Genomic DNA, 14,638 nt, shown 5'->3' with positions numbered 1-14,638 from the left:
GTCAAATTTAGATCAACTATACAGTCTTTTTCAGACCTGCTTTCTTTGTTCTGGCTTTTTCTTGAACCGGTTCACACAATTGGCACCCACGTATTTTCCGGATCGACGCATTGCTGACACAAATGGACGCCAGCGAACAGCTGCCAGGGCGAAACACACGTTATCCTGTGCCGGTTTGGCAAGAATATAAAATAACAGACCTGACTACTGGAGAGTCACTTCAATGGATGCACTTATTGCGTATATCGGCACCATAAACGGCATTGTCTGGGGACCAGCAATGCTCGCACTGCTGGCTGGCACCGGTCTGTATCTGACCCTGGGCCTGAAACTGATCCCCCAACGAAAACTGGGCTACGGCTTTAAAATGCTCTGGAACGGGCGCAAGAGCACCGCCGAGGGTGATATCAGCCCCTTTAACGCCCTGATGACAGCACTTTCTGCCACGGTGGGTACCGGGAACATCGCCGGCGTGGCCACCGCCCTGTTCTTTGGCGGCCCAGGCGCCCTATTCTGGATGTGGGCAATTGCTGTAGTAGGCATGGCAACCAAGTTCTGCGAAGCCGCGCTGGCGGTACATTTCCGCGAAAAGGACGCGCTGGGCCATCACGTTGGCGGGCCAATGTATTACATCAAGAACGGTCTGGGCCAGAAATGGAAATGGCTTGGGGTGCTCTTCGCCATATTCGGCATGCTGGCCGGTTTTGGTATCGGCAATACGATCCAGTCAAACTCGGTAGCCGATGCCCTGCAAAGCACCTTTGGCATTGAGCCTCTGCTGACGGGTATCGTCATAGCCGTACTGGTCGCCCTGGTGCTGATCGGCGGCATCAAACGGATTGGCGAAGTGGCTGGCAAGCTGGTTCCGATCATGGCGCTTTTCTACGTCGGCGGCGGACTGGTAATTCTGGCAATGCATGCCAGCGAATTGCCTGAGGCCTTCGGCCTGATTTTCTATCATGCATTCAATCCGGCAGCCGCCGCAGGCGGCTTTGCTGGCGCCACCATCTGGGCAGCTATGCGCTTTGGTATTGCCCGTGGCGTCTTTTCCAACGAGGCAGGCCTGGGTAGCGCGCCCATTGCCCATGCCGCGGCACAGACCAGCAACCCGGTACGTCAGGGCACTGTGGCCATGCTCGGCACCTTTATCGATACCATAGTGATCTGTTCGATCACCGGCCTGGTGATCATGGTGACCGGTGCATGGCAGAGTGGCGAGAACGGTGCCTCCCTGTCAGCCCACGCGTTCAACATCGGCTTGCCCGGCGGTTGGGGTCAGTACATTGTCAGCGTTGGTCTGGCCATTTTTGCCTTCACGACCATCATCGGCTGGAGTTTTTATGGCGAAAAATGCACCCAGTTCCTGTTCGGTGAAAAGTCTAACATCCCGTTTCGAGTACTCTGGGTGCTGGCAATCCCACTGGGTACTCTGCCGATCGTCGATCTTGGCAGCCTCTGGCTGGTGGCGGACACGCTGAATGCAATGATGGCGATCCCGAACCTCATCGCGCTGCTCTTGCTCAGTCCTGTCGTATTCAAGCTGACCCGGGACTACTTCAACGATCCGCTCAACCTGTTGAAGGACTAGTCATATCGCCCTCCCCACGCCCGCCTGCCGGCGGGCGTTCTGCGCTTGATAGGGTATACTCGCCGGCTCACGACATACTCGACGGAGCCTCGCCCCATGCCCAATCTGACCCTGGACCAACTGCAACAGATTATCGTTGATGACGTGCGCCGGGCTCTCGCCGAGGACGTAGGTTCCGGCGACATTACCGCCGCCCTGATTCCGGCCGATCGACAGGCCACTGCCAGCATCCTCACACGCGAGTCAGCCATCCTGTGTGGTACAGCCTGGGCTGAGGAGGTGTTCCGTCAGGTCGACCCTCAGATCCACGTCGAGTGGCTAGCCCGTGATGGTGAGCGTATGGAGCCCAATCAGGTGTTCTGCCGACTCAACGGCCCCGCGAGGGGTTTGCTGACCGCTGAACGCAGTGCCATGAATTTCATCCAGACCCTGTCCGCCACAGCCACGCGCAGCCGTCACTTCGCCGACCTGGTCGAGGGCAGCGGCGTACGTTTGCTCGATACCCGCAAGACTCTACCCGGCCTGCGCATGGCCCAGAAGTATGCCGTAACCTGCGGCGGGTGCGACAATCACCGGATCGGGTTGTACGACGCCTTCCTGATCAAGGAAAATCACATTGCTGCCTGTGGTGGCATTGCTGAGGCTATCGCCCAGGCTCGCCACCTGGCTCCGGACAAACCGGTGGAAGTCGAAGTCGAAAATCTCGAAGAGCTGCGTGAGGCGCTGGCAGCAGGTGCTGACATCATCATGCTGGACGAACTCAGCCACGATGACATGCGGGAAGCAGTACGGCTTAGTGCTGGTCAGGCCGCGCTTGAAGCTTCGGGGGGAATAAACGAGACGACCCTCAGAAGCGTCGCTGAAACCGGTGTCGATTTTATCTCCATAGGCAGCATGACCAAGGACATCAAGGCGGTGGATTTATCCATGCGCTTGAGCATGTAATTGAAAAACCGGCCAACAGGCCGGTTTTCTCTTGCTTGCGCCCGCGGGTCAATCCCGGACGTTTTCATACAGCATGTAGTGGGACGTTTCGTACAACCCCCGGGTCAGCGGTAACAGACGCTGGTATTCTCCCGGATACTGGTCGGCCACGTTATCCAGGGGGGTATCGGAGTGCAGGTCGTGCAGGCTGGGCTCGCTTCCGTCGTAATTCATCTGCAACAGAAAATCCTTGCTCACGGCACCTATTAACGGGAAGGTTCCTTCTCGCAATACCAAGGGCACTACTCGCTCACCTTCAGGGGCAGGCATCAACAGATCGCGGCCCGTGGTGCGATTGTCATATTCAAAACCAAGCAGGCCTGCGATGGTGGGAAGCAGATCTGCCAGACCAACCGCCTCATCGAATTCACGCGGGGGTAGTAGCTTGGGGGCATAAATGAACAGTGGGGTATTGTTGCTTTCCAGCCCCAACTGATCGAACGCCGGCCTCATGTAGTCGATATTGGCAATACGGGTGTTGTGATCACCAAACATCACAAAAATGGTGTTATCGAAATACCCGCCTTCTTTTGCCATTTCCATCAACCGCCCGATATTGAAGTCCAGCAGGCGCACCGCGTTGTACTGGGCCACGCTACGCGAGCCCGCCGCCTGCACCTCTTCCAGGCTGGGCTCAAGCACCTCAAAACCGTCGTTATCCGGCGGAATGGTGAAGGGCCTGTGGTTACCCGCGGTCTGAATATAGGCGAAGAATGGTTCATTGCTCGGCAGCGCTCGCAGTAATTTGTCGGTCTCCTTGAACAGATCCAGATCGGAGATACCCCATACGTCAGCGTTAGGAGATTTCCAGAAGCCTTCTTCATACAGCGTCACGCCGTCGATACTCTGCCTGATCAGCCCATTCATGTTGGCCCAGCCGGCACTGCCACCGATGGTATAAATCTTGTTGTAGCCTTCCAGCGCATTGACCAGCGTGTGCTGATTGGTGATCAGCGGATTGCGCGTTGCAGTCTCGGAGCGCGACACATCCGGAATACCGGTAATACTTGCCCAGACGGTTTTAGCCGTACCCGTGACCGGCACATAGAAATGACGGAAGAACCAGCTCTCCGATGCCATTCGATCCAGATTTGGCGTCGGCTTGAGGGGGTTGCCATAGGCCCCTACCGCCGTGGTCCCGAGCGACTCAAGCATGATGAAAACCACATTGGGTCGCTGCGCGGCATCAAGTCGGTGCGGCTGCACAGACAGGACCCTGTTCAGCGTCAACGCCTCAATATCCGGCTCGATCACGCCGAGATATTCGCTCACTTGCGGATAATATTTACGCACCTCGGCAAGGTCGTAACGCTCCTGGGGAATGGCAATGGTGTCGTAGAAAAAAATCACCGGATTGATGCCCAGAGCGCCCAACTGGCTATCACCAGAGAAAAACGCGTCACTCCAGCGCAGCGGAACCGGATTTTCCAGATTGATGTTGCTGAAGCGGCCGAGGATCGCCAGGAATACGACAACCACCATCAGGCAGCTACCCCAGATCCGTGAGCCGAGACCAATGCGGGTATCCGCGCGGTCGAGGGTCTCTCTCTCCAAGCGCAACAGCGCCCAGAAACTGGCCACCAGCATGACCAGCCAGGCCAGAGTGATCCAGATCACCGGATAGCTTTCCCAGACCATCTGCTGGGAAATACCCGCATCCTCGATGAACTTGAGAGCAGAGGCATTCAAACGCACACCGAGATAGGCGTAATGGCCGAAATCGATGATATACATGAATAGCACAACTGCCAGAGCGATCAGCAGATAAGACCGGCTGATCCATCGTAAGGGTCGTGAGCGCAGGCTGTTCCATACCGGGAGCCAGGCCAGCAGCATTGCCGGAAGCATGAGTAGAATAGCCAGTCTCAAATCAAAACGGACACCGATCCCCAGCGTCTCCAGAACCAGCCGCCAGGGCTGATCCACCCCGGGCGTGATCGACGAAAAGCCAAACAGAAAGACTGCTCGCAAAGCGACCAGCAACACGAAGAGAATCACTACACCGCCGAGAAAATAATGCAGACGGCGTGATCGTAACCAGCCCATGGCAGGCTCCTGAAAATAGTTATAGGTTTTATATTGCCAACATCAGCCTTTACGCCCATCGAGTCGAGCGAGGATGTCCATAGCGAGCGAGAAGACCCGCTCGTCTGCGATCATGGATGCAGGTGATGCGGTATCGGTCACCGGCAGCCGGCCACAGCGCTGCAGACTGTGAAACTGACCAAGGCGCTGCGCACTGTATAGCCGCATGCCGTCAGAAGGCAACCTGGAGGGGTCCGCCTCGCACACCTGCTCCAGCAAAGCACAGGCCTGATCCGGGAATTCCCAGGCTCTGGCAACCCGAGCAGTAAGCCTGCGAGCTATCGCCAGCCACTGAGCACGAAAGGCGATGCTGCTCGGGGTCTGACTGCCGTCAAAAAGACTATCCAGGACACGGCAACCGATCAACAGCCCAAGGTTGCTGGAAATACCCGCCAGATACGCAGAGAATTCGTCACCCTGGTCCTTTTGCGCCAGCGCCGCGGTGATTAGTGCGGTTTTCTCCGACTGCTCCCAGAGCAGAACGCCGGCTATCGCGCTGAAATGGCCCTGCCGCTCGCTGAAAATGGGGCGCACCAACAGGTTCGCAACCATTTGGCGCAAGCCTCTCTGACCTAGCACCAACACGGCCTGCTCCAGACTGCGCGCCTCACTGGCGCGTCGATAGAAGGGGCTGTTGGCCAGGCGTATTACCTCACTGACCGAGACAATATCGCGGCCAATAAGATCGGCCAGCTCCCGGGTAGTTGTCGAGGGATCACGGAAATAATTCATCAGACGCGGCAGCACCGCTGGAAGTCGTGGAATCAGCCGGGCGTCGGCCAAATCTCCGTCCATCAGCCCGGCAAATACTTTCAGGGCTCTGGTCTCGAAGTCGTTGAGTGCCGACTCCTGGGGTGAATGTACCCCCAGCACCATGCCCATGAACGCTTGCTCGATACGGGTATCAAGAGGCTGGCTGGCAACCACCGCTGAATCCATATCGGCACTGCGGCGACTGCCTGCCACACCTGATCTCGTAGCCCCGGGCCCACTGCTTCTGCCGGCGGTGAAGAATGACTTTATATGGATCCACATACAGGGCTTTTCCGCAAAGGGTGACAGGGCGGAATATGATAGCCTTTTGCAACCATTTGCGAGCCGGTTTTTGCAGCCCGCCCGCAAAAGCTCAATGCGTATCGGCAAAGCCCTGCAAATAAACGAGCAGGCGCTCACAGTCGGGCAGATGCAGATCAGCCAGTCCTGGCCAGCTGTCATGCTCATGCAGCAGGCATGTACGACAGCCTGCCGCACGGCCGGCCTCCAGATCGAAGCGAAAATCCCCCACCATCACTGCTTCCTTGGGCTCAACTGACCAGAGCCCGAGCAGGTGATGGATGCCCGCAGGGTCCGGCTTGGGCAGAGCCTCAGCACGGCCAAGAATATGCTCCGGCTCGAAGCAGTCGGCGATGCCCAATACTTCGAGGGAAGATAAAGCTACTGAATGCAGATTGCGGGTCAGTATCCCGACCTGCTTGCCGGTATCGCGCAAATGCCGGATAAGCCTGGCAGCACCAGGAGCAGCAGCGACATCTCGGGCCAGACGCAACTCGATGGCGTCAAGTTGCCTGCTCAGCTCGCTGGCCTGATCTTCGGGCAACTTCTCCAGATATCCCAGAATATCCTCATCGGCAGGGATACCCAGCTCCTCGCGGATGGCGACGAAATCATGCTGAGCCAGCGTCAAGGTACCGTCCAGATCAAATATCCATGCCTTGGCATCATGCATCGATCAACGCTCCACCTGACGCATCAGTGATTCCTGGGTAACAGACGCGACCAGAATACCGTCGCGGGTAAAAACCTGGCCCCGGGACAGACCACGGGAACCACTGGCCGAAGGACTGTCCATTGCATACAGCAGCCAGTCATCCATGCGCAGTGGCTGATGGAACCACAGCGAATGATCCAGACTGGCAACCTGCATGTTCCGCGTCCATGACGAAATGCCGTGGGGCAACATCGCGGTACCGAGCAGGTGGAAATCCGAAGCGTAGGCCAGCAGGTAGCGGTGCACCTGTGGATCGTCCGGCAGCCGACCATCAGCCCGAAACCACATATAGCGCACCGGATCGGCGGGCTTGGGATCAAATGGATTGAATTTACCAACCGGACGGATCTCGATAGGCTTGTCGACCAGCACCTTTTCACGCACGCTCGCATGAATCATGTGTTGATGATCACGAGTCAGTTCGGTTTCGTTACGCAGTTCCTCGGGGGCGGGTACGTCAGGCATCTGCGCCTGGTGAGTGTAGCCGTCCTCGTCGCCCTGAAAGGAAGAAATCATGGTGAAGATCGGCTTTCCCTTCTGAATCGCCTGGACTCTGCGTGTGGAGAAACTGCCACCATCACGCAATGGATCTACCTGATAGACGATTGGCAAAGTGGCGTCACCTGCCCGCAGGAAATAACCGTGTACCGAATGCATGTGCCGCTCGGGATCAACCGTCTGACTGGCTGCCGATAGCGACTGACCCAGAACCTGGCCGCCAAACAATTGTTTGAAACCCAGATCCTGACTTTTGCCACGGAACAGGTTTTCCTCGATCTTTTCCAGCGCCAGCAGGCTAACCAGATCATCCAGCATTTGGGTCATGGTAATAGGTTCCTCAACGGCAGCCGACCCGTTGGGGCGGCGAACGGCAAACAGGGGTGCGACAGCGTGTCGCAAAGCGAGACATTCTAACCGCTAACCTGCAGCTTTTGGTAATGCCTGCGCGCTTGTTGGCTTGTTCAAGGGCCCCGCATACTGCGACGAAACCCTTTCAAAGGCCCTGCATACATGGATCTACCTCTGGTTTATCACGCCGATTACAGCTTCACGTTCCCGGCGGCACACCGCTTTCCAATGGACAAGTTCGTGTTGCTGCACGACCACTTGCACGCGACAGGGGTGCTGCATGAGGGCAACCTGCATCAACCTGCGGTGGCTACCAGCGATCTGTTGCGGCTGGCCCATGATGATGGCTACGTCAGCCGATTCAGCTCCAACGCCCTGTCACCAGTGGAGCTGCGTCGTATGGGGCTGCCATGGAGCGAAGCGTTGTTGCAACGCACCACCCGCGCCGTGGGTGGTTCTTTACTGACCGCCGAACTGGCCATGCAGCACGGACTGGCCTGCCATCTGGCCGGCGGCACCCACCATGCCCACCATGACTTTGCCTCGGGTTTCTGCATTTTCAACGATCTGGCCATTATCAGTCGGTACCTGCTTTCCAGCGGCAAGGCCGGACGGGTTCTGATCTTCGACTGCGACGTACATCAGGGCGACGGTACTGCGCGGATTCTGGAAAATGACAGGGACGCCATAACTGTTTCACTGCACTGCGAGAACAACTTTCCCGCACGCAAGGCGGTCAGCGACTGGGACATTCCTCTGCCGCGCCAGCTCGACGATCAGGGCTACCTGACAGTAGTCGACGATGTGCTGGGTTACCTTCTACCCATGTACCAACCTGACATCGTTCTCTATGACGCTGGCGTGGATGTGCATCGGGATGACGCTCTCGGCTACCTTGCACTGACTGACGCAGGAATCGCCAGCCGCGACCGAATGGTCATCGAGCACTGCCTGGGCCGGGATATACCCGTTTGCGCCGTGATCGGCGGTGGTTACAGTAATGATCGCCATGCCCTCGCCCGACGTCACGCTCTGCTGCATCAGAGTGCCGCGCAGATTTGGCGCGAACGCGGTTTGGGTTAAACTGGCAGCCCTGCGCATCAATACCCTGTCAGACTTCATCGGATTCCTCATGCCCGCGAGCGTTTCACCCCTTCCCAGCGTTGCCATTATCGGTGCGGGTCCGGCCGGCTTGATGGCAGCCGAGACGTTGGCCGCCCGCGGTCTGCAGGTAGATATCTATGATGCGATGCCATCGCCCGGACGCAAGTTTCTGCTGGCTGGCGTCGGCGGCATGAATATTACCCATTCCGAGTCCGCCGAGCATTTTGTCGCCCGCTACAGGGAAGCCAGCCCCTGGGTGGAAACCTGGTTGGCGCAAATGGATGCCAGTCAACTGCGCCAGTGGGTTCACGGCCTGGGAGTGGATACCTTCGTGGGGTCTTCCGGCCGGGTGTTCCCGGTGGAAATGAAGGCAGCGCCGCTACTGAGGGCCTGGCTGAGACGTCTGCGTGAGGCAGGCGTACGCTTGCATACCCGGCATCGCTGGACTGGCTGGACCGAGCAGCAACAGTTGCAGTTCGACACGCCGGCCGGCCCGCAGTGCAAGGTCCACTCAGCCGCCATCCTGGCCCTGGGCGGCGGCAGCTGGGCTCGCCTGGGATCAGACGGCGCCTGGGTGGAGACCCTGCGTGTAAGGCACATTACGGTCGCGGACTTATTGCCGGCCAACTGTGGATTCGTCGCCGACTGGAGCCCTTTCATGACCGAGCGCTTTGCTGGCGCGCCGCTTAAACAGGTTATCGCCACAGTGAGGACGCCGGATGGCCAGGTGGTATCACGCCGGGGCGAGTGCGTGGTCACCCACGACGGTCTTGAAGGCAGCCTTGTCTACGCTCTTTCCGCCCCACTGAGGGATGTGTTGCTGGCCACCGGCAAGGCCTGTCTCTGGCTGGATGTAGCCCCGGATCGCACCCGCGAGGAGCTGGCTGCGTTGCTGGCCAAACCGCGCAAGGGCCAATCCCTGGCGTCGGTTCTGCGCAAACGTGCAGGGCTTGACCCCTTGAAAACGGCCTTGCTACATGAATGCCTGCTACCGGAGGTTCTGGCCGATCCTCAGGCCCTGGCACAGGGTATGAAAGCGCTGCCCATAGAGCTGCATGGCATACGTCCATTAGATGAGGCTATCAGCAGCGCCGGCGGGATAACCCGGAGTGCGCTGGATGAACGACTGATGCTGAGGAGCATGCCGGGGGTATTTTGCGCTGGCGAGATGCTCGACTGGGAGGCACCCACCGGCGGCTACCTGCTGACTGCCTGCTTCGCCAGTGGCCGCACCGCAGGCCAGGGCGCCGCTGACTGGCTCAACGCTCCAGCTTGACCCCGGAAAGCCGTGGCAACATCCAGGTTTCGAACAGGCGCGGGAAGAATCGCGACAAGAAGCGCGCCCGCCAGTCAACATTGGACAAGACCAGCAAGCGTTTGCGTTTGACTGCTCCCAGATAGATGTCGTCTGCTACATCGTTGGGAGATGACACCTTGAAAGGCGCAACAATACTGGCCTGGTTGATTGACCCGTCACCCACCAGCGCGTTCTTGCGTATATCCGTAGCCGTGTAGCCCGGACTGACCAACATTACATTGACCCCCTGCTCACGCACTTCCAAGCGCAAGGTCTCGAAAAGACCATGCAGGGCATGCTTGCTTGCGTTATAGGCGCTACGATACAGCAGCGGGGCAAATCCAGAGATCGAACTGAGTACAATAATCTGCCCCTTGCGCTCAATCAGACTCTCAAGAGCGTGCCGTGTACAGTGCAGAGCACCAAAGTAATTCACCGCCATAATGCGCTGGAAAACTTCCAGATCGGTGTCGGCAAACTCACTGCGGTGAGTAATACCAGCATTGTTGATCAACACATCAACACCACCAAAATGCTCGATCACCTGGCAGATCGCCTGTTGGCAGGCCTTATCGTCGGCCACATCGCAATGAATAGCGAGAACCTCGGCGTTCAGCTTGCTCATCAGCTGCTCGCGAAAGGCAACCAGAGGCTCATTCTGAACGTCGAGGATCGCAATCCGCGCTCCGGCCTGGGCGAATCGCAACGCCAGCGCACGCCCGATGCCTGCGCAGCCGCCGGTCACCACAACTACCTTCTGTTGAAACATCCCTCTGGCCATCACCCGTCTCCCACTGCTGTTGTCCAAAGAGTGGGCCAAAAAGAAGCGCGCTGCAAGAAATGCCCTAGGGCGCCAGGCGTTCGCGCCGCCAGTGATTATCGACCAGGCGATAGCTCAGCCGATCGTGCAGACGGCTGGGCCTGCCCTGCCAGAACTCGATCAGTTGGGGCTTCAAGCGCAAGCCACCCCAATGTTCGGGACGTGGAGGCGCCTCCTGGGCATAACGTGCTTCCAGTTCGGCCAGCTTGTTTTCCAGCACCTCGCGGCTGGCAATTACTTCGCTCTGAGGCGACGCCCAGGCACCTAGACGGCTTCCGACCGGGCGGCTGTGGTAATAGGCATCGGACTCCTCTTCGCTGATGCGCTCTACCTCCCCTTCGATACGCACCTGGCGCTCCAGGTCATGCCACCAGAAGGTCATTGCTGCCTTGGGCTGCTCGAGCAACTGGCGACCCTTGGCACTCTGGTAATTGGTAAAGAACACAAATCCCCGTTCGTCAGCGCCTTTGAGCAGCAATGTACGCAAATGCGGCTGGTTGTCGGCATCCACGCTGGCCAGCATCATGGCGTTCGCCTCGGTGGATTCGATCTCTACCGCTTGCTCGAACCAGTTGGCGAACAAACTCAGCGGTTCATCGGGGGCCTTGTCTTCAAGCAGACCATCACGGGTGTAGTTACGGCGTAGATCGGCAATATCAGGCTTCATCGGAAAATCTCCCTGTCATCTCGGGCCTAATCCTAGCACCGCCAGTGTGGACTGCATTGATCCCGGACAAGGCTTGTATCAATCCACGCTTCGCAGGCATTGGTAGACCTCACGACTCAAGGCCAGCGCGCGGGGATCCATCAGCACGTATGGGCCCATCGCGTTGGTCACATAACCGAATCCGACCTGGGTCTCTGGGTCACAGAAACCCAGGCAGCCGCCTGCTCCCGGGTGTCCATAGGCCTGGGGCCCCATGCCGAAACCACCGCCTTCATACGGCTGCTCAAGCATCACACCCAGACCGAAACGGGTAGGCGCCAGCAAAGTACGATCCATGCCTTGAACGTGCTCGCGGCGCATCTCATCGACCAGTTCCGAGTCGAGCAGATGTGCCTCTCCCAGTTTGCCGCCGTGGGCCAGGACCTGCCAGAAGCGTGCCAGGGACCTGGCGTTACCGGTACCGTTGGCAGAGAGTATCTCGGCCTGCTGCCAGTGGCGCTCATTACTACTCACCATCATGCTCGAGGGATTGCCGAATGCCTTGAAGCCCATCCCCTCAGGTTTGCCCATGGAGGCAAAGAGCGCGCGGGCATACTCATCGCCGTACTGGTTACGTAACCGCGATAAATGTGCCAGACGCGGCAGGTCCTGATCCGGCACGCCAACAAAAAAATCCATCCCCAGTGGCCGACAGATATGCTCCTGAATGTACTGACCAGGGCGAGTGTCGCTGACCCTGCGCAGCGGCTCGCCGACCAGCCAGGCATACGTAACCGGGGCGTAACCATGGGCTTCGCCAGGTGCCCACCAGGGCCGCTGCGCGGCCAGGGCGCTACTCATCACATTCCAGTCGAACAGCGCCTCGGGAGGCAGTGTTTCGGTTACTGCCGATAAACCGGACTGGTGACTGAGGACCTGACGTAGCGTGATCTGCGCCTTGCCAGCTTGAGCAAACTCCGGCCATACATCGGCCAGAGGCGTATCCAGACCCAGCTTGCCTGCCTCGACCTGCTGCAAAATAGCCACCGCACCCAAGGGTTTGGTGCAGGAAAACACATTGACCAGTGAATCCTGCTCCCAGACCTGCTGGTTGTCCTTGTCGACCACGCCCTGCCACAGATCCAGCACTGTCTCACCGCCAATGGTCACGCAGAGCGCACTACCCCGGGCCTGCGGATCCTGCTGTTGTGCGGCAAAGATGTCCCGCACGGATTCAAAACGGGGATCGAAATAACCCTGGACATTGCTCATGGAAACTCCGTTGTTGTGTTTATCGTTGGTCCATATTAAATCGCAGATTCAGACCCAATACCGCACCGATATTCAGCGCTATTCGATTTCCCGGCGAAACGGCGGCAATGCATTGAGAATTGCCTTGCCGTAACGCTGGGTCACCAGGCGGCGATCGAGCAGCGTGACCGTGCCACTGTCCTGCTCATTGCGCAGCAGCCGGCCACAGGCCTGGATAAGGCGCAGGCAGGCATCGGGCACGGCGATTTCCATGAAAGGATTGCCGCCATTGCGTTCGATCCACTCCGACAGCGCCGCTTCCACCGGATCGTCGGGCACGGCGAAGGGAATCTTGGCGATGACCACGTGCTCGCAATAGCGGCCCGGCAGGTCGACACCCTCGGCGAAACTCGCCAGACCAAAAATCACGCTCTGTAGCTTCTCGTCAACCCGAGAGCGATGCTGGCGGATCAACTCCTGTTTGGACAGATCCCCCTGCACAAAAATACGCTCGCGGAAGGCGCCACCCAGCCCGGCATAGACCTCGAGCATCTGCCGCCGGGAGGAAAACAGCACCAGACTACCGAGAGCCTCTTCAAGAATGGCTGGCAGATGTTGAATAATCGCAGCACTATGGCCAGCGCTATCACGCGGATCGGCGCCCAGATCAGGAATGCGCAGCAAGCCCTTTTCCGGGTAATTGAACGGGCTTGGCGCCATGGTGCACACCGCACTTCTGGGCAGGCCCGCCCGCTGGCTGAAACGGTCAAAACGTCCCAGGGCAGTCAGCGTCGCAGAGGTGACCAGACAGCCAAAGGCGCTGTGCCAGAGGAATTGGCGCAGGGTATCGGCAGCCAGGATCGGACTGACGTGCACTTCAATATCGTTCTGCTCGGTAAGCGTCAACCAACGGGCGGTGGGGGGCTTTTCCGGCGGATCGAGCAAGCAGAACTGGGTCCATAACGTCCAGTTGCCTTCAGACCGAGCCAGCAAGGCGCCAAACAGGGGATACCACTCTTCGGCCTGATGCGAGGTCACGCCCACCGCCTCACCATCCATAGCGTCCTTGAGCTGATCCACCAGGCGCTGCAAGAGGTCGGTTATACGACCAAAACCCGCCTTGAGCTCGACACCCATGTCGCACAGATGCTCAGGAATGACGCCGTCCTTGAAGCGGTGCTGGGGGCGAACCTGACCGCTGAGATCCTCGGCATTGGCAAAATCCGATACTTCGGTCAGGGCCTGGGCCATGAACTGCTGGTGCGGTTTGAGATCCCTGGCAACCTGCGGTACCTGCTCCAGCGTCCGGCCGAAGTCCCCGGGCAGCGGATTCTGTGCCAGCAGCTTGGTCAGATTCTTGTCCAGCTGCTCAAGCCAGTCAGCTGTGGCTGCCATCCGCGTATGATGTGCGAAGTGGGCAATGGCCTTGTCAGGCAGATGATGCCCTTCGTCGAAGATATACAGGCAGTCACGCGGATCCGGCAGAATCGCCCCGCCACCAAGCGCCAGGTCGGCAAGGACCAGATCGTGGTTGGTAACGATCACATCAACCTTCTGCACCCCCTCACGAGCCTTGTAGAACACACACTGATTGAAGTGGCCACAACGGCGGTTGGTGCACTGGATATGATCGGTGGTCAGTCGGGCCCAGTCCTGGTCAGGCAAGGCTGCAGGCCAGGAATCGCGCTCACCGTCCCATTTACTGGTACCCAGGGCATCGACCATGCTGGTGTAGAGCTTGAGCCCTGCCTCGTCCACTTCGAGATTGAAGCCCTCATCGGCAAAGCCCTGCTGGCGGCTGGCTAGCGACTGATTATCGCTGAGCAACTGGTCAAGCTTGGACAGGCAGACATAGCGTCCTCGCCCCTTGGCCAGGGAAAACTGGAAATTCAGCCCCGCGTTGCGCTGAATATCCGGCAGATCCTTGAGCACGATCTGTTCCTGGAGCGCTACTGTGGCAGTGGAGATTACCAACGGCTTGCCCAGGTGCCGGGCAATAGGGATAGCCGCGAGACAATAGGCTACCGTCTTGCCCGTACCGGTCCCCGCTTCCACCACGGCCACCGCCGGATCGCCGTCCCGACGACCTTCGTCATCCAGCTTAATGCCGCCAAACAGCTTGGCCACCTCGGCAATCATCACCCGCTGGCCATAGCGCGGCTTCAGGGACTTGTTTTCGAGGAAGGTGCGGTAGGCCGTCTGGATCTGGCCTTTCAGTTCATCGTTCAGCATGCGGGCTCCAGGCA

General features: G+C 58.5%; 12 protein-coding genes. 4 read left to right on the top strand and 8 right to left on the bottom strand.

What is annotated here, in order from left to right; genetic code table 11:
• The first annotated feature begins 223 nt into the window (after window positions 1–223).
• Together IEV54_RS00940 and nadC are read left to right on the top strand one after the other, a co-directional pair.
• On the top strand, window positions 224–1,588 hold the full coding sequence (locus IEV54_RS00940; protein ID WP_150277697.1) for an alanine/glycine:cation symporter family protein: 1,365 nt from the start codon (window positions 224–226) through the stop codon (window positions 1,586–1,588).
• A 96-nt stretch (window positions 1,589–1,684) separates the two neighbouring features.
• Window positions 1,685–2,533, top strand: a complete 849-nt coding sequence (gene nadC / locus IEV54_RS00935) for a carboxylating nicotinate-nucleotide diphosphorylase (protein ID WP_150277698.1) — start codon at window positions 1,685–1,687, stop codon at window positions 2,531–2,533.
• A gap of 48 nt (window positions 2,534–2,581) precedes the next feature.
• Here nadC and IEV54_RS00930 read toward each other — a convergent pair whose 3' ends face one another.
• The 4 genes from IEV54_RS00930 to tesB form a co-directional block, all read right to left on the bottom strand.
• Complete coding sequence (locus tag IEV54_RS00930) at window positions 2,582–4,618, bottom strand: LTA synthase family protein (protein ID WP_150277699.1); 2,037 nt, start codon at window positions 4,616–4,618, stop codon at window positions 2,582–2,584.
• A gap of 42 nt (window positions 4,619–4,660) precedes the next feature.
• Window positions 4,661–5,623: an HDOD domain-containing protein gene (locus IEV54_RS00925; protein WP_188434271.1), complete on the bottom strand. Its 963-nt coding sequence runs from the start codon at window positions 5,621–5,623 to the stop codon at window positions 4,661–4,663.
• A gap of 160 nt (window positions 5,624–5,783) precedes the next feature.
• The gene (locus IEV54_RS00920) at window positions 5,784–6,383 is read right to left on the bottom strand and encodes an HAD family hydrolase (protein WP_150277701.1); all 600 of its coding nucleotides are present in this window, start codon (window positions 6,381–6,383) and stop codon (window positions 5,784–5,786) included.
• Between the two features lie 3 nt (window positions 6,384–6,386).
• Entirely contained in the window at window positions 6,387–7,250 is an 864-nt protein-coding gene (gene tesB / locus IEV54_RS00915) for an acyl-CoA thioesterase II (protein WP_150277702.1), read from the bottom strand.
• 186 nt (window positions 7,251–7,436) lie between these two features.
• Between tesB and IEV54_RS00910 the strand changes: the two genes are divergently transcribed.
• Both IEV54_RS00910 and IEV54_RS00905 read left to right on the top strand, forming a co-directional pair.
• On the top strand, window positions 7,437–8,357 hold the full coding sequence (locus IEV54_RS00910; protein ID WP_150277703.1) for a histone deacetylase family protein: 921 nt from the start codon (window positions 7,437–7,439) through the stop codon (window positions 8,355–8,357).
• A 49-nt stretch (window positions 8,358–8,406) separates the two neighbouring features.
• Window positions 8,407–9,654 (top strand): TIGR03862 family flavoprotein, encoded by a 1,248-nt coding sequence (locus tag IEV54_RS00905; protein WP_150277704.1) that lies wholly within the window; start codon window positions 8,407–8,409, stop codon window positions 9,652–9,654.
• Here the strand turns inward: IEV54_RS00905 and IEV54_RS00900 are convergent.
• The 4 genes from IEV54_RS00900 to dinG all read right to left on the bottom strand — a co-directional run bounded on the left by IEV54_RS00900 (window position 9,638) and on the right by dinG (window position 14,624).
• Window positions 9,638–10,456: an SDR family oxidoreductase gene (locus IEV54_RS00900; RefSeq protein ID WP_150277705.1), complete on the bottom strand. Its 819-nt coding sequence runs from the start codon at window positions 10,454–10,456 to the stop codon at window positions 9,638–9,640. The two genes, IEV54_RS00905 and IEV54_RS00900, sit on opposite strands and share 17 nt — an antisense overlap.
• Before the next feature lie 64 nt (window positions 10,457–10,520).
• Window positions 10,521–11,162, bottom strand: coding sequence for a pyridoxamine 5'-phosphate oxidase (gene pdxH / locus IEV54_RS00895; RefSeq protein ID WP_150277706.1), 642 nt, complete (start codon window positions 11,160–11,162; stop codon window positions 10,521–10,523).
• A 78-nt stretch (window positions 11,163–11,240) separates the two neighbouring features.
• Window positions 11,241–12,413 (bottom strand): serine hydrolase domain-containing protein, encoded by a 1,173-nt coding sequence (locus tag IEV54_RS00890; RefSeq protein WP_150277707.1) that lies wholly within the window; start codon window positions 12,411–12,413, stop codon window positions 11,241–11,243.
• Between the two features lie 78 nt (window positions 12,414–12,491).
• On the bottom strand, window positions 12,492–14,624 hold the full coding sequence (gene dinG / locus IEV54_RS00885) for an ATP-dependent DNA helicase DinG (protein ID WP_150277708.1): 2,133 nt from the start codon (window positions 14,622–14,624) through the stop codon (window positions 12,492–12,494).
• Between the last annotated feature and the right edge of the window lie 14 nt (window positions 14,625–14,638).

The sequence above is a fragment of the Halopseudomonas salina genome, from assembly GCF_014637955.1.
In the GTDB taxonomy this organism is placed as follows: domain Bacteria; phylum Pseudomonadota; class Gammaproteobacteria; order Pseudomonadales; family Pseudomonadaceae; genus Halopseudomonas; species Halopseudomonas salina.
This window is presented reverse-complemented; position numbering and strand designations above follow the sequence as displayed.

Coding starts and splice junctions, on each gene's coding strand:
- IEV54_RS00910 (WP_150277703.1), top strand. CDS start 7,437: ATGGATCTACCTCTGGTTTATCACGCCGATTACAGCTTCACGTTCCCG.
- IEV54_RS00920 (WP_150277701.1), bottom strand. CDS start 6,383: ATGCATGATGCCAAGGCATGGATATTTGATCTGGACGGTACCTTGACG.
- nadC (WP_150277698.1), top strand. CDS start 1,685: ATGCCCAATCTGACCCTGGACCAACTGCAACAGATTATCGTTGATGAC.
- pdxH (WP_150277706.1), bottom strand. CDS start 11,162: ATGAAGCCTGATATTGCCGATCTACGCCGTAACTACACCCGTGATGGT.
- IEV54_RS00900 (WP_150277705.1), bottom strand. CDS start 10,456: ATGGCCAGAGGGATGTTTCAACAGAAGGTAGTTGTGGTGACCGGCGGC.
- tesB (WP_150277702.1), bottom strand. CDS start 7,250: ATGACCCAAATGCTGGATGATCTGGTTAGCCTGCTGGCGCTGGAAAAG.
- IEV54_RS00905 (WP_150277704.1), top strand. CDS start 8,407: ATGCCCGCGAGCGTTTCACCCCTTCCCAGCGTTGCCATTATCGGTGCG.
- IEV54_RS00930 (WP_150277699.1), bottom strand. CDS start 4,618: ATGGGCTGGTTACGATCACGCCGTCTGCATTATTTTCTCGGCGGTGTA.
- dinG (WP_150277708.1), bottom strand. CDS start 14,624: ATGCTGAACGATGAACTGAAAGGCCAGATCCAGACGGCCTACCGCACC.
- IEV54_RS00940 (WP_150277697.1), top strand. CDS start 224: ATGGATGCACTTATTGCGTATATCGGCACCATAAACGGCATTGTCTGG.
- IEV54_RS00890 (WP_150277707.1), bottom strand. CDS start 12,413: ATGAGCAATGTCCAGGGTTATTTCGATCCCCGTTTTGAATCCGTGCGG.